Here is a 19,443-nt window from a genome sequence, read left to right as displayed (position 1 = left end):
TATTACTATCCTATTCCAGTATAGATTTCTTCGCCGTCTCCAGTGCGGAGATCACTTTATCGCACCAGGCGTCGAACTCCGAATCCTCTACTTGATGCTCCGGATGGGCGAGAATGTACTGAATTGTTTGCTTGATCCCTTGATCCACCCGTGTAGTTGCGAAAAAATCCGGCACCAGACGCTTCAGCTTGGAATTGTCGAATACAACGGTGTTGGATTTATCCCCCAGCAATCCTCCCTCCAGATCGTCCTTGCTGCAAGCCGCCAGGAATTCGGATGAAACATGAACCGCGTTTAGCTTCACGCCGAGGGCGTCCGCAATCACTTCATAGATCTGGTTCCAGGTTACACTCTCATCCGACGTGATATGAATCGATTCGCCGATGGCGTGAATATTGCCCATTAATCCGATGAAGCCCTTGGCAAAGTCGCTGTTGTGCGTCAGGGTCCACAAGGAGGTTCCATCACCATGAATAATGACCGGTTTATTCTCCAGCATTCGTTTGGCCACCTGCCAGGATCCCTTGCTCCCGTGAACGCCCAGTGGAATGGACCGCTCGTCATACGTATGGCTCGGTCTGATGATCGTAACCGGAAAACCGTGCTCCCGATACTGCTTCATCAAATATTCTTCACAGGCGATTTTATTCCGGGAATATCCCCAGTATGGATTTGAGAGAGGAGTTCCCTCTGTAATTCTATAATCGGACAAAGGAGTCTGATAAGCCGACGCCGAGCTGATGAACATGAACTGCTTCGTTTTTCCGTTAAACAACCGGTAATCCCGTTCCAGCTGCGCCGGTTCAAAAGCGATGAAGTCGGCAACCACATCGAACGTATGGTTCTCAAGAAGCTTGGCTACTTTCGCCTCGTCATTAATATCCGCTTGAATCGTTTGAACCCCGGCCGGCAAGCCTTGGTTCCGGTTCCCCCGGTTCAGGAGATAAAGCTCGCAGCCACTCTCCGCCAGCTGTCTTGTTATGGCTGAACTGATAATTCCCGTTCCCCCGATAAATAGCGCTTTCATTTTATCCGCCTCCTAGTCGTTTGAACTCTAAGTAATCCTGCTATAGGTCGTCATGCTAATGATAATACGGGAGTTCGTATAAGACAAATGCAGCTTCTTTTCATTCCAAATTGTAAGAATTGTAAAATATTATCCCTATTTTAGTTAAATTTTCCCCTTCTCAATTAACTATATTACTTCCATGATTAAATTGGTGAACTTTATGTGAATATTCACCAGTCCGTAGAAAAGGAGGATGATGATACTTCGATTCGAAGCTTTAAAGAATAAATGTGGGGGGATTGATACTCTACGCCACTAAAGAAACGCATCCCTGATAACTTTGATTTCGAGTAAGCTGGTTGCTGCAAGTCATCCATACCGTTTTTGAAAGATTGCGATTGACGTAAGCAGAGTCGTTACGGTCAACACATCATTTCATAACCCGATGACCCCTATTCAACGGCATTTTGAAGAGCTATCGAAATTTATAATTATACAGAGGTGAAAACGTTGAATCCATGGATCCCCAGGAAATGTCCGAAATGGATACTTTATTTTCTTATATTTGCAATGATAATTACACCGCTGTTCTCTTCATCCGCCAATGCGGCAGAGGATGCCACGCCTCCTCCTTCAACCTCCATAGATCTCCCTGCAACTGTAACCGCTTCAACTTATGAAAACCAAGACCCTTTAGCTCCACAAAACTTAAGGGTAGTGCCATCTTCGATTACATCGACTGAAGCCACAATAGAATGGGATTACGATCCCGAAAATCCGAATCACAAGCTTGATATCGATGTTTGGTACGCCAATAACGACGCCTATTATACTTGGGGAAACAGCGGCAGCCGGACCCTGGATAAATTGACCCCCAACACTACCTACCAACTTTATATTACGTGGCTGGAAAGACCTGCTCCGGAAGCTGAATTAAGACATAAAAGCAATGTTATAGAGTTTACGACTCTCGATGGACCGGAAGCACCCGTGAAAACTACAGGGCCTGCCAATCTCCGGCTTGTCGAAGCCACACATAACAAAGCAACGATAGAATGGGATTATCTCCCCGGTGATAAAAATAATATCGACATCTGGAATGCAGATACAGACGCCTGGATTACATGGGGAAATTTGACCACTCGTGTAGTCACCGGTCTGCAGCCGGAAACCACCTACAGAATTTATATTACCTGGGATGATCACAGACCTTCCAAAGAACTTAAGAGCAATATTCTCGAATTTAAAACTACCGCCGATTTGACCGAGTACAAAGATGCTCCGCTGGCACCTCCAAGCTATCTCAAAATAACGGAGGTTACGGAAGATACGGTGACCCTGAACTGGGGATCCAGCCCTCGTGCGACCGGATACGATATTTATGTAAACGGAGCCTGGAAAGGCGGCACTTGGAGCAATGCCGATACTACCAAAACCTATGGTCCACTGGAAACGGGCGAAACCTATACTTTCGAAGTTGGAGCACAAAATCCGGGAGTGGAGGATGTCTCCAAAAACAGCAATTCCGTTACGATTAAATGGGGAGAGCTTGCACAGCCTGAGGGCCTCCAAATTGTGACGTCAACCCGATCAACCGCCGCTTTGGGGTGGGCACCGGTTCCTGGCGCCACGAGCTATGACATTTACCAAGACGGCGTTAAAATCGGAACCAGTAATGAAAACCGCTATGTGGCCACAGGACTTACGGAGGGCACATCCTACCGTTATACCATCGTAGCCAACAACAGCTTATGGTCGTCTCCGGAAAGCGGAGAAATCACCGTAGTCCCAGGCAGTAATTATAATAACATTACCTATTACACTTCCTGGTCCGCCAGCACGACCGCACGGAATTTCCATCCGTCGGATATCGACGTATCCCAAATCACGCACATCAATTATGCGTTCGCGGATATTTGCTGGAAGAAATCCGGAAGTGCCGCAAGAGAGTGCCAAGATCCTGAAATCCCTTCCCAAGACCGTTACGTTTATGACGGTGAAATGATTATTGGCGACCCGGAATTTGACTTTACAAATTTCGCATCCCTGGTATCCATCCGGGAACAGAACCCGCATCTCAAACTGCTCATCTCCGTGGGCGGCTGGTCCTGGTCCAACAATTTCTCCAATATAGCGAAGACGGAAGAAACCCGGCGCACCTTTGCCGACTCCGCAGTGGAATTCCTGCGGGAGCATCAGTTGGATGGCCTCGATATCGACTGGGAATACCCGGTTGAGGGCGGAGAAGACGATAACGCAAGAGGACCGGAAGATACGGAGAACTTCCCGCTGCTGATGAAGACTGTCCGCGAAGCGCTGGATGCGGCAGGATCCGAGGACGGCAAGTACTACTTGCTGACGATCGCATCGGGCCAAGGGGACAACTTTGTCAAAAATGCGGATCTCGGAAACTCCGTGAGATATATCGATTTCATCAACATCATGACTTACGATTACAGCGGAAGCTGGGAAACCCTGGGCCATCACAATTCGCCTTTATTCTTTGATAAAGACCACCCTAGAGCTTCCACAACAGCACCAAGAAACAATGTGCTCGGCGGCTTGCTGGGTCATTTGAACGGCGGAGTCCCTCAGCAAAAACTGGTTGTAGGCGTACCGTTCTACGGTAAAGCCTGGGGCGGATGCCCGCCGAATGGCGAGTATCAAACCTGCGCCCGCGCGATCCCGGGAACTTGGGAGACCGGCATATTTGATTATACGGATATTGAGGATAACCTTCTGAATAGGGATGGCTATGTCCGTTACTGGAACGAAGCAGCCAAAGTAGCTTATCTGTATAACGAAGAGAATCAGGACTTTATCACCTACAATGACAAAACTACGATGATGTATATCGCTTCCTTGGTGAAATCACTGGACATCGCAGGCGTAATGAGCTGGGATATTAGCGGCGACCGCAATCGGACGCTGACTACCCAGCTGGCGCAGGACCTGCCGACCGACGGCAGCGTAAACCCGTTGGCATTAGCCGCTCCGGGTAATCTTACTTCCGGTTCCAAAACCGCGAACTCCATTCAAATCGGATGGGATGCGGTTGCAGAGGCGGATGAATACGAAGTCTATGTAAATGACGCCATGGCAGGAGTTACAACCGATACCAAGTACACAATTGCTTCACTCGCTCCTAGTACGACGTACAAAATCCATCTGCTGGCGATCGACAAAGCGGAAGACGAAATCGTCCAGGTGTCCCCGGCTTCAAGTAAACTGAGCGTTCAAACTTCGGCCGCTCCGAGTCCGGGCGGAAACGGTGGCGGATCGGGTGGATCGGGCGGTTCCGGAGGCTCTGGCGGTTCAAGTACGCCTGCTCCAACCCCGCAGCCACCTAAGAAGGATGGCCAGTTAGAGGCGAAAGTGACGCTGAGCGGAAATAAAGCCGTTGTCACCTTGCCTGCCGGCCCAGCTGCAATCCAGGCGATCAACAATTCAACTACGTTGAACTTCCAAATCTCTGCCGGAGACCAAGCGAAGCAAGCAGAGGTAGAAGTTCCGCAGGAAATCTTGGACGCCATTGCCAAAAAGGGTGCGCAAGCAACTTTATCCATCCTTGTCGGCGGGAAAGAATATCGGATCCCGGCGGCATTACTCACCGGGGGCAAAGCCAAAATTTCGATCCTTGCTCCTTCTGAAGCGGATCAGGCAGCTTTCTCAAAATTGCTGGGAAGCAAAAAATTATTGGCTGAACCGACCGTATTTAAAGTCGAAATTTCGAAACCGGATCAGCCGGCGGAGGTCCTCGGGTCATTCGGAGCTTCTCCGGTTAGCGAATTCATTACATTTGAAGCCGGTAAGGTTAATGTGAAGAACCTGGCCGCCGTCGTCTATATCCCGGGTACAAATGAAATCCGCCCTGTCCCTGTGCTGACTCGGGTGAATTCCGACGGGACGATCACCGTGGAAATCAAGAAAACAGGCAGCGGAATCTACGCCCTGATCGAATCCCCGGCTCCGGCCTTATCTGACGCCTGGTCTGCTTGGGCTAAAGAAGATGCGGCTCTGGCTGCAGCCAAAGGAATCATCAGCGGAGATAACGGAGGCAGACTGAACACGACTCGTGCCGAGATCATTTCCATGATCGTGAGAGGCTTAGGCATCCTTCCGGATCCGGAACATCCTTCCGCATTCTCGGATGTGGATCCAGGGTCGAAATTCGCCTCTGACATTAACGCCGCTTCCGCTCTGGGTCTTATCAATGGCAGAACGGACGGTACATTCGATCCTAATGGATTCGTCACCCGCCAGGAACTGGCCGTGATGCTGGCCCATGCCATGGAATATGCCGGACAGAAGAATGAGGCAGCCAGTTCCGTGCTGAATTCATTCAAAGACCAGTCTGCCGTAGCTTCCTTCGCTAAGGATGCCGTAGCTTGGATGGTGGATCAAAAGATCCTTCGCGGCATGTCGGGCAACGAGCTGGCACCGCAAGGAAATGTGACTCGCGAGCAAATCATCGTTACCGTGATGAGAATGCTCCGCGCACTGGAACTATCCAATTAATGCAGAAACAGCAAGCCCCGGTCGGGGCTTGCTGTTTTTACTTCCGCTATGAATTTATATAGCTTCTGCCGCCTGACTAACCAGCGAGGATAGTACCTCGTAATCAACCGGTTGGCCTTCGCGAATTTTGATCGTTTTTCTTTCGGGCGGACCCTCGAACACCGTTCCCTCCGGCAATGTAAGCTCGCTTGCATTAAAGATCGTAAAGCTGACTGCGTCCTTGGAGGTGGAGATCACGGCTGCATATTTTCCGTTTTTTAAAAAGTGAGGCTTCTTATACTGTATGCGCTCCTGTACCTCCGGTACAGACCGGTGAACCATCTCATACAGCCGGGTGCACACCTCGGCCTGCCAGGGTACCTTTACCTCGCTAATAAAATCCTTAACTTCGCTCATCGTCTAACCTCCGGTTTTTAAGTCTGTATAGGCTCTATCATAACCAACTACGGTTGCGAAACGATTTGCCAGGTAATGCCGAACCGGTCCTCGATTTCTCCGTAGTAGGCTCCCCAAGGCTGCAATTCAAAAGGATACTTGTTAGTCCCGCCTTGACCCAATTGGGCATACGCTTCTCTTGCCTGCGTTTCATCCCCGAATGAAAGCCCAAGGGCAATACTGCGGTTCGAGCTCAAGGATTCGAAGGCATCGCTCAAAAACAAAAGATTCCCGCCCGCTACCGACAGAGTCATATGCATTACTTTATCCTTGATTGCTTCCGGTGCACCCGGAAGTTGACCGTGTGTCATGATCGATACGATCTCACCGCCAAGCGCCTGGATATAAAACTCCGCTTGCGCTCTCGCATCCTTCGAGGAAATGTAAGGGGTCAGTTTGGCTGTCATATTCATATTCAACATCCTTCCAAATGGTTGTTTTTACCGAATTTCCGGGACCCGGAATTGCGGCTTATATAAATACGACGAACACCGAAATGCCAAATCGACATGTTTTCAAAAAAAATTAAAAAAGTTTTTTTGCACGAATTAACCCCTTACTCCGTTCCCGTTTCCGACACCGATTCGGGACCCGAATCGGTAACGCAATCGGAAGCCCGTTTAAGCAGCATGGCCCGTTCGCGGGCGTTGCTTGTAAGAGAGGCGGCACGTTTAAACTCTTCGCACGCCTCTTGGACTCGCCCCAGCTTCATCAGAAAATCGCCGCGCACGCTCGGCAGGAGATGATACTCCTTCAAGGCCGGTTCCAAGGCTAGCGCATCGACAATCTCCAAGCCTACCTCCGGGCCGAACGCCATCGCGAGCGAAACGGCGCGATTCAGCTCCACGACGGGCGAAGGAGCAGCTTGCGCCAATGCCTCATAGAGCGCCGCGATACGAATCCAATTCGTTTCCGACGGAGTTCGGGCCCGGGCATGGCAAGCCGATATCGAGGCCTGCAGCGAATACGGGCCCAGCGCGCCGGGAATTCGCCCCGCACGTTCCAGGGCTGCAAAGCCGCGGCGAATGAGCAGTTGATCCCATTGCGCCCGATTCTGATCCATAAGAAGGATCGGCTCGCCGGAGGAATCTACCCGCGTTCTTAGCCGCGAAGATTGAAATTCCATCAGCGCGACCAAGCCGTGGACCTCCGATTCGGACGGGACGATTTCCGCGAGAATGCGCCCGAGACGAAGCGCCTCCTTGCAAAGCAGGGGGCGCGTCCAGTTCTCGCCCGAGGTTGCGGAATATCCCTCATTAAACATGAGGTAAATGACCTCGTACACCGACGAGAGGCGACCCTTTAACTCCGGTGCCTGAGGAACCTCGAAGGGAACCCGGGCCTCCGCCAGCGTCCGCTTCGCCCGGACGATCCGCTGGGCGACGGTAGGCTCCGGCACAAGGTACGCATGCGCGATTTCAACGGTGGTCAGCCCGCCGAGCAACCGTAAAGTAAGCGCGACGCGCGCCTGGGAAGACAGAAGCGGATGACAGGTCATGAAGATTAAGCGCAGCAGATCATCACCGATATCCTCTTCAACCACGGCGTCATATTCCTGATCCTGCTGCCGCATATCCATCTCCCGGCCAATTTCCTCGTACTTGCGCCCAAGCACCCGGTCTCGCCGGAGATAGTCCAGCGCCCGGCGTTTTGCGGCCGTCATGAGCCATGCGCCCGGGTTGTCCGGAATCCCCGTCTCCGGCCACTTTTCCAGGGCCACAATGAGCGTATCCTGCGCCAGGTCCTCAGCGATTCCGACATCCCGGACCATGCGGGTAAGCACGGCGATGATTTTTGCCGCTTCCATTCTCCAGATGGCGTCGACCGTACGATGGATGGAGGATGCCATCACTAACTCTTCGGCCGTCCCAGATCTCGAAGCTGAGCATGCAATGCCAGAGAATCGGGGTTTGAGGTCAACTCGGGCGTTTCAATCACTTCACGAAGCTCAATGACACCCTCTCCTCTGCCATGCGGATCCGGCATACGCATAGCCCACTCGATCGCCTCTTCCCTGGAGTTCACCTCGATGAGCGTAAAGCCCGCAATCAGCTCCTTCGATTCCGTAAAGGGCCCGTCCATAATTTGCGGCTTACCTCCGGGTTCCGGGTATGAGATGCGGATTCCGCCCGAGCTTGCATGGAGCCCCTCCGCGGCCAGCATAACGCCGGCTTTCACCAGTTCCTCGTTGTATTTCATCATAGCGTCGACGAGCTCCTGGCTGGGCATGATTCCCTCCTCCGAATCCTGCGTAGCCTTGACGATCATCATAAATCTCATCGCTCATTCCCCTTTCTTGCTCATATATGTATACGACGAACAAACTACGGCAAAATCGACAGGCATATGGGAGAAGCGGCTGCAGAACCCAAGATTCTACAGCCGCTTTTGTATTTCGCATTTCTTTACGGAGTCCATTGATCGTGGATAATGCCCACAAGCGAATGGTCTTGCCCGATCGCCTTGAATACCAAACGCAGTGTGCGCCAATCCTTGCTTTCAGCGTCGTCCGGATCGCTAGCCCCGATATAATATTCAACAAAATCATATTGGTCTTTGGGATAGACATCATATAAATTGCTGATCTTTTCTGGACCGTTGCCCTCGTTTTCCGAGATCTTGGCTTCTTTGATAAAGTCCGCATCGTAGACAAACCGCTCATGATACTCCGCGTAAGTCAACTCGATTTTGTCTCCGGTGCCGGGGAACTCCCGCCAAATGCGCTTCGTTGTATCCTTCATTAACCCCTTCAGTTCGTCGCGCGAGAACACGAGGTCTTTCTCCTGGTCAACATTTCCGTAGGGGGAGAATCGAACCCCTTCCTCCGCATCCGCCCAGTTTGATACGGTGTTCATATTGCCAGATTTAAGGGCTCTGATCACCGTTGATGCCGCTTCAAGCGCAGTCGGCGGAGTCCCCTCCTCCGGAATCTCGCTTGGTTCCTGGTTCGGTGCGGAATTGTCTGGAGTATTCCCTTCCGCCTCATTTTGAGGTTGATTTTGCATTTGATTTTGTGGCTGGTCTTGTACCGGTCCCTTTGGTTCCGGCGCCTTATTGGAATTTCCGCTGCAAGCTGCAAGCATAACCACCATTAGGGCACCGATCACCATCCATCCTATCCTTCTAGGTGAGTACATGATCTCTCTCCTCTCTTTGTCATCACCCTTTCAGACGATTATAGTTACGCAAAGGTTTCTATTTAATGGAATTTTTATTCCGATACCGGTATTTTTACGGACACTTTATATTCCGTACCCGGCTTTAAATCGCTAAGAACACCATTTTCTAAATAGACGCCGTTAGCGTAAACCTCTGTTGCCGTTACGCCCGGCTCCCGCTTCATTTCAATCTGAAGTGTAGCGCCTCTGAATTCACGCCGGACCTTAGCCTCACTCCATTCGGAAGGAAGCTGCGGTCGAATGGCGATGCCTTCGGGAGTTCCCTGTACTCCGAACAAGCCGTCGATCAGGCAGCGGTACACCCAAGGAACCGTCCCCGTATTGAACAAATGGCTGGAGCGTCCCGCCGTACGAGGAAATTGACGGTAGGCGCCGCGGTAATAATTCGGGATAAAGACCGGCAGCTGGCCGCGTTGAACGATATCCTCCATCGTCGGTCCCGGCAGCATTTTTCGCAGCAAACGGTACGCATCCTCCCGCTCTCCCACGGAGTAAAGCGCATAAATATAGAATGCCGCGGCATGATTGTAGACGGCGCCGTTTTCCGCCGAGCCCGGATGCTTCTGGGTAACGCGCCCCACATCCTCCCGCATGGAGGTGTAAGACGGAGCAAGCTTTTCAACCCCATACGGCGTCTCCAACTGCTCTCTTACGGCACGCATCAGCTTCTCCCGCTTCTCTTCATCGGCAGCCCCACTGAGCAGCGACCAGCCTTGCGGATTGATGAATATCCGGCCCTCCTGATCCGTGCTGATTCCGAACACCACATTGTCATCCGTGATCCCCCGGGCATACCATTCGCCATCCCATAGATATCGATTGATAACCTCGTTCGTTTCTTCGGCAGCTCTCCGGTATTCCTTGGCAATCTCCGCCTGCCCGCCGTATTCGCAAATATCCGCCCAAACCTTGAAGGCGTACGCCGTCGCAATCGTCAGCCACCCGGAGACTCCTTTGCCTTTGTAACCCACCATATTCATCGGATCGCACCAATCACCCTGATTGATATAGTTCAGTCCGCGCTCATCCCGGTCACCCGCAAGCCATTTCATGGCCTTATGAATATGCTCCAATACGGTTTCCGTCCCGGATCCGTCGGCATAAGGAACCTGTTCCTCCAGAATCGAATAATCGTTGCTCTCGTCTAAATAAGTGCTGAGGCATATAGGCAGCCAAACGCAATGATCCGTATGGGGAACCTGATTGATATATTTCAGCTCGGCATCCTTATGGAGAATGATACCGTCTGGCATAGACCCGTCCGGTTTTTGCTGGCTCAATGCAAGGAGAAAAGACTCCCTGGCCACCTGCGGTTTGATATAGCTCATCCCCATATGATCCTGCAGAAAGTTCCGGGTTTGCGGATCGGTCGTCAAACGGTTCGTTTGCCCGTGATAGTACACCTGCCGCGGCAGCCAATGATTCACGAATTGATCCAAGTCGGGATCCGGGGTCGAGATTTCGATACAGCCTCTGCCTTCTCTAATGTACTGGTCATATTCCCGCTCAGCCGCTTCGAATCCGTCCTCACCGTTCACGTTACTTTTTATAAAATAATCTTCGCGGATTTGAGCGACTTGCTCCTCATTCTTGGCCGGGCCGAAAATAAACCGGTAGGCCTCCTCCTCGCCCGGAGCCAGCCTAATCCGGTATTGCAGAACGCCGACAGGCGTTTCATACCGAGCGTCTCCTTTGGACAGCTCCTCCTCTTGAAGAGCCGACGGCCCCGTAATGCCGCCTTCTCCCTCGAAGGCTTCCTGGTTCACTTCCCAGGCGACCGGTTTGCGGTCCGCCAGCAAAAAGGTTTTATCACTGAATTCCTTGATCTTGGCGTAATCCTGATATTTCTGATAAGGCGTAATCGAAGAGCAGACAATTGCCTGCAGCTCTTCATGATATTCTCCGGACTGATTCATCCAGGACATATAACCGACCGTAAAGTACGGATAGATACTCAACTTTCTTTGTCTTTGCGAAAGGTTGGTCACCTTCACGCGCCACAGCTCCATAGCCTCCTCTTTAGGCAGGCTCAAGCTCATTTCGATGAGAACGCCGCCGCACTCCACCTTCCATACGATGCTGCTCTTCCCCACGGCAAACGTATAACGATCCGCCGGAACCCGGACAGGCTCATAAGGCGCTGAAAAAACCTCCCCAGTCTCCTCGTCCTTCACATACACAAAACGACCGGGATGATGGGCGTAGTAAGGCTGCTCGGGCTGCATAAACGTCTTTGCTTCCAGATTCGGCGCATACGAATATTTTGCCGGTTCCGGCTGCATAAACTGAGCCACCGCATATCCGCGGCAGTTCATATGAATCATCATCTTCTCGTTCCATAGAAACCCGGAAGCCTTCGGGAGAAGGGTCGGGCTCGACAGTTCATAAAATTCATTATCCTCAGACGCTCTGATCATCGTATACCTCTTTTCCATATAGTCTTCATAGTCTTCGAAACGAAGCTTGCAGATTGGAAGTAGGGTGTGCCGGTATGTTTCCTATTAATCTGCCTTGGATACTTTTGGTATATATTATAAATGAAAGAGCACCCGGTCGGGAAATGTCATTGAGATAAGCTCAAAAAAACCGAAAATAAATATGATATCCGAACCTGATATCACTCAGATTGGCTGGAATAAGGACTATATCGTATATAAACGTTTTGAGGATGGGGATAAAAGTCATTGGGGAATTTTAAACATGGAGGTCCGCCTATTATTACCCTTATTATACAAGAAAACAAGATACTCTTCCGCTAGAAATTCCGGAAGAGTATCCTGTTTATGAGTTTTTGACTTTTTCAGTGGCCTAGACTTTTTCCCATGCCGTTTTAGATCTATTTTTATTCCCAATCTTATCTTTGAGCTTATCCTTATGACATTGACCCGGATCGGTCGCCTTTCCTCTGGATCCATGGATTTCAGAACACGCATTCTGTGGCGATCGTCGGACGCTTAAGCAATTCCCAGCCGGTCTTGGCGCTTATAAAAGAGGCAAGCTCCAAACCCATCCGGTAATGCGTCTGATAGCCGGGATGATACCGGCCGCCCCATCCTTCCACCTCGGGATGGATCAATCCCAGATCCACCACGAATACCTTCCCGTTTCCGTTTTGGTTGAAATGGGACACCACCTTATTCACGCTGGCAAGATAGTTGTTATTCATGGTTCCGACGCAGCAAAAGACATAGGGATCGTTATATTTGTCCAGAATAGCCTGGATGAATCCGATATAAGCCGCAATATACTCCTCGTCATCAATGGGCGTAGAATAATCGTTTTGACCCAAATTAATGACGACTCCTTCTGGAGCATACCGGGAAAAGTCCCAAGGTGCCGTCCCTTTGCCGAGCGTCCCGTAAAAATGTTCCGGCAAGCCTTGCTTGTTCCCTATTGCATCCTGCCAAACGCCAATTCCGCAAATGGCCATCGTATGATATTCCGCATTCAACATTCTGGCGCTGATCCCGACATAGGACATGTATCCGTCGTCCAGATCCGGAGCTTCAGCGAGCTCGTGCGGATGCCCGATTCCCGCTCCATCCGTGATGGAATCGCCGAAGTATTCAAGCCGGAGCGGTTTGGCCGAGGGCGGGGCAAGGAAGCAGCCGCCATCAGGCAGAGAAAAATGATGAAAGGCAATACTTCCGGTCAGAATTCCCGTACGCTTATGGATCTCTAAAGTGTGTTCCCCATCCGGCAGCCCCTGTTCGATTACGTACTCATGAACCCCCTTCTTCAGATTGATCCAATTCCGGGCGACGCCGTCCACTACGATTTCAACATAATCCTGGCCGTCGGAATCCTCAGCCGTCATCGAGATGGCTGTACCTCGGAATGCAACAAAAACAGCGCTGTTAACCCATCCGCATTTTGGATGCTCTTTTTCGGTGAGATCAAATCTCCCCATCAGCCTGGCATATTTGATAAAGCTAAACTCCAAAGTAACTCCCCCTTCAGCTTTCGGCATAAGCTTGTAGAATTCCACTTAATAAAAAAATAAAGTATACTTTATTATATAATAAAACTATACTTATACTATCATTTTGTATATATTCCGGTCAATTATAAACCAGATATCCCGTTATAATATATACATATATAATGTAAAACAGGTACAGATGCTTGAATTTATTATATAAATAAAGTATACTTTTATAAAATAATTATAGAGCCGGATAGGATTCAGGAGACTGTAAAAGAGGAGAATTTTTGTGAACGAGCCGAAGTACGAAGCGGTAAAACAAGCGCTGCTGCATCAGATTCAAGCCGGAGAGCTTCAACCCGGCGATAAACTGCCGAATGAAGAAGATCTTATGAACCAATTTCAGGTCAGCGGAATAACCATTCGAAAAGCGATGACGGAACTGGCCAACGAAGGCGTAATCACGCGAATCAAAAGAAAGGGCTCTTTCGTAAACGGAGCTCAAGCCGCGGACAATTCGAGTCATTTGATCGCGTTCATTTTATCGGCAGAGGACAACTTCGACGTATCGTATATGAAGATCATCAAGGGAGCGCAACAAGCGGCAGCCGAATTCAATTACTCCTTAATCGTGGAATGGAGCAACGAAAATTTGGCCGTCGAACAAGCATCCATTCAAAAAATGCTGGACCGGAAGGTCGACGGTTTCCTGATTTATCCGTTCGATCCGATCCAAAGCAAGGATAACTATCTGCTAATCGAAAAAAACGACATCCCCTACCTGTTGGTAGATCGGTACAACGTGGATCATCCCGGCTATTTTTCCGGATGCGACAATTACGACGGGGCGATCCTGGCTACCCGGGAGCTGATTCGCCTGAAGCACTCCAAAATAAAATTCGCAAGCTTTCACTTCTTCCTTCAATCCGAGCAGGAGCGGTTCGCCGGCTATTGCAGTGCCATGCGCCAGGCAGGGCTTCCGGTTACCGACGATGATTTGTTGACCTGCATCGATTATGACGCACTGGTCGACAGCATTTTTAAGCGGGACGTTACCGCTTTGTTTTGCTCCAATGACAAGCTTGCCATTGAAATCATCGGACAACTGACCGGTCGCGGCGTCAAAATTCCACAGGAGGTTTCCGTTATGGGATTCGACGATTGGGACCATGCCGGTAACCTGTCGATCGGGTTGTCCACCGTCCGGCAAAATTTCGAGGAAATCGGCAGAAACGCCGCGAATTTACTGAACCAGGTTATTCAAGGCAAAACCCATGGAGGCAACACGAAAATATTGTCGGGCGTCTCTTTGGTGATCCGGGAGTCTACCTGCGAGAACCCTTATGTATAACTTTTAAACTAAATAGATCATCCATGAAAGGAAGTCATTTTATGAAATTCGACTTTTTGAACTCAAGCCTCAGACATGGGCTTTTTCATCAAGAACAGGACGGAATCTCCTGTTTTCTTCCGGGGAGCGCGATAACCGTGCGCTTTCAGGGACGGGAAATCACCGCCGAAATCGAGGATGTCAATGGAGAGGGGAAAAGCTGGGTGAACGTCTATATCGACGATCTCCCGGTGCGGGTGATGAGAATAGATCCGGATAACCGGTTGTACCAGCTTGCGGACGACCTGGAGGACGCGCCCCATACCTTAACGCTGCAGAAACGCACGGAAGCGGCATTCGGCAGCATTAAATTCACCGATTTAACGACAGAGAACGGAACTTTTCTCAGCCCGCCGGCCCCTCTACCCCACCGTATGCTCATCATCGGCGATTCGATCACTTGCGGCTTTGGTAACGAGGCGCAGATTCCCTGCGATTGCGATGCTTCGCGAGAAAATATCGCGCTTGCTTACAGCGCGCTGACCGGTCAGCTTTTGAATGCTGAAACTTTGATCGTAGGCGCATCCGGTACGGGTTGCTATCAGAATTTCGGCGGTGCCAAGGAAGGCCGCATGTCGGATTATTTTATGGAAACTATCTGTCCTTATCTCGATCAGGAAGCCATGGATCCATTCGTTCCTGAAATGATTGTCGTTAATCTTGGAACCAATGATTGGTCCGCGCCCATCGAGCCTACGGATTACATTGAACAATACCGCAAATTGACAGGTTTCATTCGCGACAGATATCCATCCGCCCAATTGTTCTGCGCCATCGGCCCGATGACCCTTGGTCCGAGCCCTTATTTGAAGGCTCTTGTAGAAAGTCTCAACGAGGACGGCGACGAGAATATTCACTTCGTGGAGTTCCCGCTCATCCAACGGCCGGAAGACGGCATGGGAGGCTGCGGACATCCCTCCGTCAAGAAGCATCGTCAGATGGCCGAACACTTGGCCGGGACGATCACTCAGGCTTGTTCCCTGTCCAACCCTGTTTCCCGGTAGTCTTGTCGTTATAACATAACGACCCGCGAAAAGAACCGCTTCATACTCAATGGAAACAGAAACGGACTAGCGTAATCTCCAACACTAGTCCGTTTCTGTTTGTTCATTTTCCGTCTTTTTGAGTTGCTTTCGCTCGATACGGGCCATTGGAGCAAGCTACGGCTATTAAAGAAAAAGCAATCGCACACGCCAAGGAAGTTACCTAACGGTTCTAATAAGAGGGAGAATCATAATAAAAAGCCTGTTGAAATTTTTCAACAGGCTTTTTATTACTTTTTGCGCGGGTCGTTGTTCGGATGAACGGCAACACTTCTATTTTTTTGCCAAGAAAGCGTCAACTTGATTCTGAAGCTCGGTCTGGATTTTCCCCAGCACCGCTTCGCCTTCCCCTTTGAACTTGGCGAAGTATTCATCCGGATCAAGCGCCCCGTTAAATATTCCGCTATAATATTTGGCTTGAATGGTCGCAAACTGGGCCACTTCGTTCTTCACCGGAGTCGGATCGAAGGTAAAGCCGGTCATGACATCCTTCGTGAAGTTGTCGGCCTCAGTAATGAATTGACTGAACTTTTGAGTTTCTTCGTCCGTACCGACCCATTCCCGTTCTAACGTAGGATTGAGCATGAGTTGAAATGAGACGATGCCGCCATCGTTGTTCAGTGTCTCGTATTGATGCTCGCCGGCCTGTTTCCAGTTTACGCCTTCAATCCCGTGCTCTAGCAGATCATAATTCTCCTGTCGGTTCGCCCAATCTAGAAACATCATCGCGCGATCTTTATGTTTGCTCGTCTTTACAATGCAGATGAAATTATCCATTTTGAAATTGGACAGGTTCTTACCGGGAGTTAGGTCAAACAAACGAACGGCTTCCAGCTCACCCTCGGGCACAACCTGCTTTAACTGGTCGTTGTACGATTGGGGAATGCCAAAGACCATTTGGGGTGTGGCTGCGACTTTGTTCTGAAGCTGCATTTCCGCCGGATTGCTTTTATTCGTCAAGACGTCCTGCGACATCACTTTGTCGACGAATAGTTTGCGGACATCCTGAATATTGGACCAGATCTTCGGTTCCTTGGTTTCAAAGAAATTATAAACCTTTCCATCGTTCCCCTTGTAATACAGCATCAAGCTGGCTCCGGCAAAATTCGTCGGACGGATGTTGACGCTGGTATCGTCCCGGATCAGCCAGTTGACCCAACTGTAAGTGACATCGTCTGCGCCTGCGAGCAGCGGCGTGATCCCGGACTTACTGTCACGAACGGCATAGAGATAAGCTTTCAGATCCTCATACGTTTTTACGGGCTGCAGGTTCAATTGCTCCCTCAAGTCCTTGCGGATGAAGACGGATCTCTGCTGGGTATAGGCGCTCCCCAACGGAACGCCATAGATGCTGCCGTTAATTTTGTTCGCGTCCCACATTTGTTCCGGTCTCGTATTTTTCACATTAGGCCCGTATTGATCCAGAAGTTCGCTTAATTCTTCATAATAGCCCTGAGAAGCCATGGTGTCCAAGTGCAACCACGGAGCATCGAATATCAAATCTACACTTTCTCCCGAGGCAAGCATGACGTTGGTCTTCTGATTCAGATCGGCAAAGTCAACGAATGTAAATTTAACCTGTGTGTTCATCTCGGCTTTTAATCTCTTGTTGACTTCTGCCAGCACCTCATCGTAATTAGCTCCTTTCGCCCCTGGAACAACAACCTCCAACGTAACTGGATCAAGGGATGAAGACCCGGTCCCCCCGGAATGATCTGGCGCGGAAGCGTTCCCGCCGTTGCCGGCACACCCGGATAAGGCGATTGCCAGTCCGAGCAGCGCTGTCCCCAAGAACTTGCGTTTTGATTTGGCCATGTATATTTACTCCCTTCAAATAATCATCTTATATAGAAGCGGCCGGACCGGTCCATATCGACACGCTCAGCCATTCGTATCAAGCCCCGCTTAACCTTTTATCGAGCCGAGGGTCAGACCTTTCACGAAATATTTCTGAACCATAGGATAGACAAGTATAATCGGACCGATCGTCAGGCATACCGTTGCCAGCTTGACCCCTTCCGCCGGCGGCAGCGTCAGCACATTGCCGTGATTGAGCGACGTGAGCTGCATTTGCGACATAAGCTGCCGAAGAAGCAACTGGAGCGGGTACATATCGCTGTTATCGATAAACAAAAGCGACAGCCACCAATCGTTCCAATATTGCAAGGCGTAGAACAAGCTGATCGTCGCAATGACCGGCGTCGAGATCGGCCGGATAATTTTGAAGAAGATCGTCCACTCTCCTGCGCCGTCAATGTTAGCCGATTCGTTCAATTCATAAGGTAAAGAGCGATAGAACGAGACCAAGATAAACGCAAAGAACGGATTCATGACATATGGAAGCACAAGCGCCCACAGCGTATCTTTCAGATGCAGCCACTGCACGACCAGAAGATAGAAGCCGACGAGCCCCGACCCGAAGACCATCGGCACGTAGGTCATGAACGAGAGGAAGCCGCCGTATCGGTTTTTCGGATGGGCCAGCACGTAAGCAAACAACGCGGTGACGACAAGGCCGATCGCGGTTCCGATGGCCGTTACAGCGATCGTGATGCCATAGCTGATAAACATTTGTTTGCCCTGAAGGAGGAATCGATACGACTCCAGCGTGAACTCATCCGGCCAAATGGAGTATCCGTTCACCGCCAAACTTCGGGTGCTGGAGAACGAATTGATGACCATCAGCCAGAAAGGAAACAAGCAAACCAGCGCAAACATAATCAAAAACAGTCCAAACATGAACATCGCCATTTTATCGGAAATGCCGCCAGTCCGCCGGACTTGCGCGGGCGGGATCAGAGCAACCGGACGATTCATATGAAGTTCACCTCCCTTACTTTCCGCGAATTTAGAATAATCTGGAGTCCTTATCGATTTTCCGAACCAAGGCATTAAACGAAACGACGGCTATAAGTCCCATGATCGACTGATAGAACACGATAGCCGATGACATGCTGAAATTGCCTAGTTGTCTCAACGCCCGGTAGGAATACGTATCGATGACATCGGTCGTCGGGAATAAAATCCCGTTGTCCCCGATTATTCCGTAGATCATCCCGAAATCCCCATAGAAAATCCGTCCGACTCCCAAGAGAACCAGAATGATGATTTGCGGCTTCAGCAAGGGCATCGTAATGTATCTCATCTGCTGCAGCCGCGTGGCTCCGTCCAGGCGGGCGCTCTCATAGTAATCGGAGGAGAAACCGGTAATGGCAGCGAGCAGAATAATTGAGTAGTAGCCGGCGCTCTTCCAGATTCGCGTTAAAGTTAGAATGATCGGCCATACCCATGGGGTCTGGTACCAATTGACGGCTTGAAGTCCGCTCATGCCCAGGACGCGGTTAATCAGACCGTCCGTATTGTTGAATAGAATGAAAGCCATATATCCTACGACGACCCAGGAAATGAAGTAAGGAAGGAAGACGACGGATTGGATCGTACGCTTAAACCATTTCAAGCGAATCTCATTCAAGAAGAGCGCGATGAGAAGCGCAAAGACCATCTCGAAAATGATGAACAATCCATTTAAATACACTGTATTGACCGTAACTTGAATCCAATCCCGATTGGAGAAAAAGAAGCGAAAGTTGTCCAGCCCCACCCAATCACTGCCCCATATGCCTTTGCTGATTTGAAAGTCCTTAAACGCCAGCAGATGTCCGGACAGAGGAATGTAGGAGAAGACAACGAGAAAGACGATTCCCGGTATCGCCATCGAATACAAGCCCCGGTTCTTTACAAGATCTCTAAACATTCTCAATTTATAGTATCCCTCCATTCTGTCTGTTCTGTCCGATGTGGCCATATCCTGACAGTGTTTATTATGTACGGAAGTAGAATCGCGGAATAGTCCTCATTGTGTCACAAGGGGTACTAAAACGCGGTAATCCGGTCTCCGGAGTCATCCTAATTTGTACTTTGTCAAAATGAGGACTTCACACGAA

The 19,443-nt window shown here is 50.1% G+C and carries 14 protein-coding genes; 3 read left to right on the top strand and 11 right to left on the bottom strand.

Annotated features, from left to right (window positions below; genetic code table 11):
* Positions 1 to 10: 10 nt before the first annotated feature.
* The gene (locus tag KJS57_RS01650; protein WP_213653521.1) at positions 11 to 1,027 is read right to left on the bottom strand and encodes an SDR family oxidoreductase; all 1,017 of its coding nucleotides are present in this window, start codon (positions 1,025 to 1,027) and stop codon (positions 11 to 13) included.
* Positions 1,028 to 1,726: 699 nt separating this feature from the next.
* Between KJS57_RS01650 and KJS57_RS01645 the strand changes: the two genes are divergently transcribed.
* Positions 1,727 to 5,527, top strand: a complete 3,801-nt coding sequence (locus KJS57_RS01645) for a glycosyl hydrolase family 18 protein (RefSeq protein ID WP_244861343.1) — start codon at positions 1,727 to 1,729, stop codon at positions 5,525 to 5,527.
* 54 nt (positions 5,528 to 5,581) lie between these two features.
* Here the strand turns inward: KJS57_RS01645 and KJS57_RS01640 are convergent, their stop codons facing one another.
* The 7 genes from KJS57_RS01640 to KJS57_RS01610 form a co-directional block, all read right to left on the bottom strand.
* Positions 5,582 to 5,923 (bottom strand): DUF1801 domain-containing protein, encoded by a 342-nt coding sequence (locus tag KJS57_RS01640; RefSeq protein WP_213653520.1) that lies wholly within the window; start codon positions 5,921 to 5,923, stop codon positions 5,582 to 5,584.
* A gap of 47 nt (positions 5,924 to 5,970) precedes the next feature.
* Entirely contained in the window at positions 5,971 to 6,375 is a 405-nt protein-coding gene (locus KJS57_RS01635; RefSeq protein ID WP_306434188.1) for a VOC family protein, read from the bottom strand.
* A gap of 143 nt (positions 6,376 to 6,518) precedes the next feature.
* Positions 6,519 to 7,811 carry an RNA polymerase sigma factor gene (locus KJS57_RS01630; RefSeq protein WP_373316684.1) on the bottom strand — a complete coding sequence of 431 codons (1,293 nt, stop codon included), beginning with the start codon at positions 7,809 to 7,811 and terminating at the stop codon, positions 6,519 to 6,521.
* 2 nt (positions 7,812 to 7,813) lie between these two features.
* A complete protein-coding gene (locus KJS57_RS01625; protein ID WP_211024882.1) occupies positions 7,814 to 8,242 on the bottom strand; it encodes a YciI family protein in 429 nt (142 codons plus the stop codon).
* 125 nt (positions 8,243 to 8,367) lie between these two features.
* Positions 8,368 to 9,099, bottom strand: a complete 732-nt coding sequence (locus tag KJS57_RS01620) for a hypothetical protein (RefSeq protein WP_211024880.1) — start codon at positions 9,097 to 9,099, stop codon at positions 8,368 to 8,370.
* Between the two features lie 74 nt (positions 9,100 to 9,173).
* Positions 9,174 to 11,558, bottom strand: coding sequence for a GH36-type glycosyl hydrolase domain-containing protein (locus KJS57_RS01615; RefSeq protein WP_213653518.1), 2,385 nt, complete (start codon positions 11,556 to 11,558; stop codon positions 9,174 to 9,176).
* Positions 11,559 to 12,061: 503 nt separating this feature from the next.
* Positions 12,062 to 13,084, bottom strand: a complete 1,023-nt coding sequence (locus KJS57_RS01610; protein ID WP_244861342.1) for an SGNH/GDSL hydrolase family protein — start codon at positions 13,082 to 13,084, stop codon at positions 12,062 to 12,064.
* A 271-nt stretch (positions 13,085 to 13,355) separates the two neighbouring features.
* On the opposite strand from KJS57_RS01610, the gene KJS57_RS01605 reads away from it, so the two are divergent.
* Both KJS57_RS01605 and KJS57_RS01600 read left to right on the top strand, forming a co-directional pair.
* The gene (locus KJS57_RS01605; RefSeq protein ID WP_213653516.1) at positions 13,356 to 14,417 is read left to right on the top strand and encodes a GntR family transcriptional regulator; all 1,062 of its coding nucleotides are present in this window, start codon (positions 13,356 to 13,358) and stop codon (positions 14,415 to 14,417) included.
* Between the two features lie 41 nt (positions 14,418 to 14,458).
* Complete coding sequence (locus KJS57_RS01600; protein ID WP_213653515.1) at positions 14,459 to 15,460, top strand: SGNH/GDSL hydrolase family protein; 1,002 nt, start codon at positions 14,459 to 14,461, stop codon at positions 15,458 to 15,460.
* A 312-nt stretch (positions 15,461 to 15,772) separates the two neighbouring features.
* On the opposite strand, the gene KJS57_RS01595 is transcribed toward KJS57_RS01600, so the two are convergent.
* The 3 genes from KJS57_RS01595 to KJS57_RS01585 form a co-directional block, all read right to left on the bottom strand.
* Positions 15,773 to 17,314: an extracellular solute-binding protein gene (locus KJS57_RS01595; protein ID WP_213653514.1), complete on the bottom strand. Its 1,542-nt coding sequence runs from the start codon at positions 17,312 to 17,314 to the stop codon at positions 15,773 to 15,775.
* 90 nt (positions 17,315 to 17,404) lie between these two features.
* A complete protein-coding gene (locus KJS57_RS01590) occupies positions 17,405 to 18,316 on the bottom strand; it encodes a carbohydrate ABC transporter permease (protein WP_213653513.1) in 912 nt (303 codons plus the stop codon).
* 31 nt (positions 18,317 to 18,347) lie between these two features.
* On the bottom strand, positions 18,348 to 19,259 hold the full coding sequence (locus KJS57_RS01585) for an ABC transporter permease (RefSeq protein ID WP_244861341.1): 912 nt from the start codon (positions 19,257 to 19,259) through the stop codon (positions 18,348 to 18,350).
* Between the last annotated feature and the right edge of the window lie 184 nt (positions 19,260 to 19,443).

Source organism: Paenibacillus vini (genome assembly GCF_018403325.1).
Lineage (GTDB): Bacteria > Bacillota > Bacilli > Paenibacillales > Paenibacillaceae > Fontibacillus > Fontibacillus vini.
Note: the sequence above shows the minus strand (reverse complement) of the source record. Positions and strands in the feature narration are given on the sequence as shown.

What these genes read in the sequence shown, in the direction of transcription:
- KJS57_RS01615 (WP_213653518.1), bottom strand. Translation starts at nt 11,558, where the DNA reads ATGATCAGAGCGTCTGAGGATAATGAATTTTATGAACTGTCGAGCCCG.
- KJS57_RS01600 (WP_213653515.1), top strand. Translation starts at nt 14,459, where the DNA reads ATGAAATTCGACTTTTTGAACTCAAGCCTCAGACATGGGCTTTTTCAT.
- KJS57_RS01630 (WP_373316684.1), bottom strand. Translation starts at nt 7,811, where the DNA reads ATGGCATCCTCCATCCATCGTACGGTCGACGCCATCTGGAGAATGGAA.
- KJS57_RS01625 (WP_211024882.1), bottom strand. Translation starts at nt 8,242, where the DNA reads ATGAGATTTATGATGATCGTCAAGGCTACGCAGGATTCGGAGGAGGGA.
- KJS57_RS01620 (WP_211024880.1), bottom strand. Translation starts at nt 9,099, where the DNA reads ATGTACTCACCTAGAAGGATAGGATGGATGGTGATCGGTGCCCTAATG.
- KJS57_RS01635 (WP_306434188.1), bottom strand. Translation starts at nt 6,375, where the DNA reads ATGAATATGACAGCCAAACTGACCCCTTACATTTCCTCGAAGGATGCG.
- KJS57_RS01595 (WP_213653514.1), bottom strand. Translation starts at nt 17,314, where the DNA reads ATGGCCAAATCAAAACGCAAGTTCTTGGGGACAGCGCTGCTCGGACTG.
- KJS57_RS01640 (WP_213653520.1), bottom strand. Translation starts at nt 5,923, where the DNA reads ATGAGCGAAGTTAAGGATTTTATTAGCGAGGTAAAGGTACCCTGGCAG.
- KJS57_RS01590 (WP_213653513.1), bottom strand. Translation starts at nt 18,316, where the DNA reads ATGAATCGTCCGGTTGCTCTGATCCCGCCCGCGCAAGTCCGGCGGACT.
- KJS57_RS01650 (WP_213653521.1), bottom strand. Translation starts at nt 1,027, where the DNA reads ATGAAAGCGCTATTTATCGGGGGAACGGGAATTATCAGTTCAGCCATA.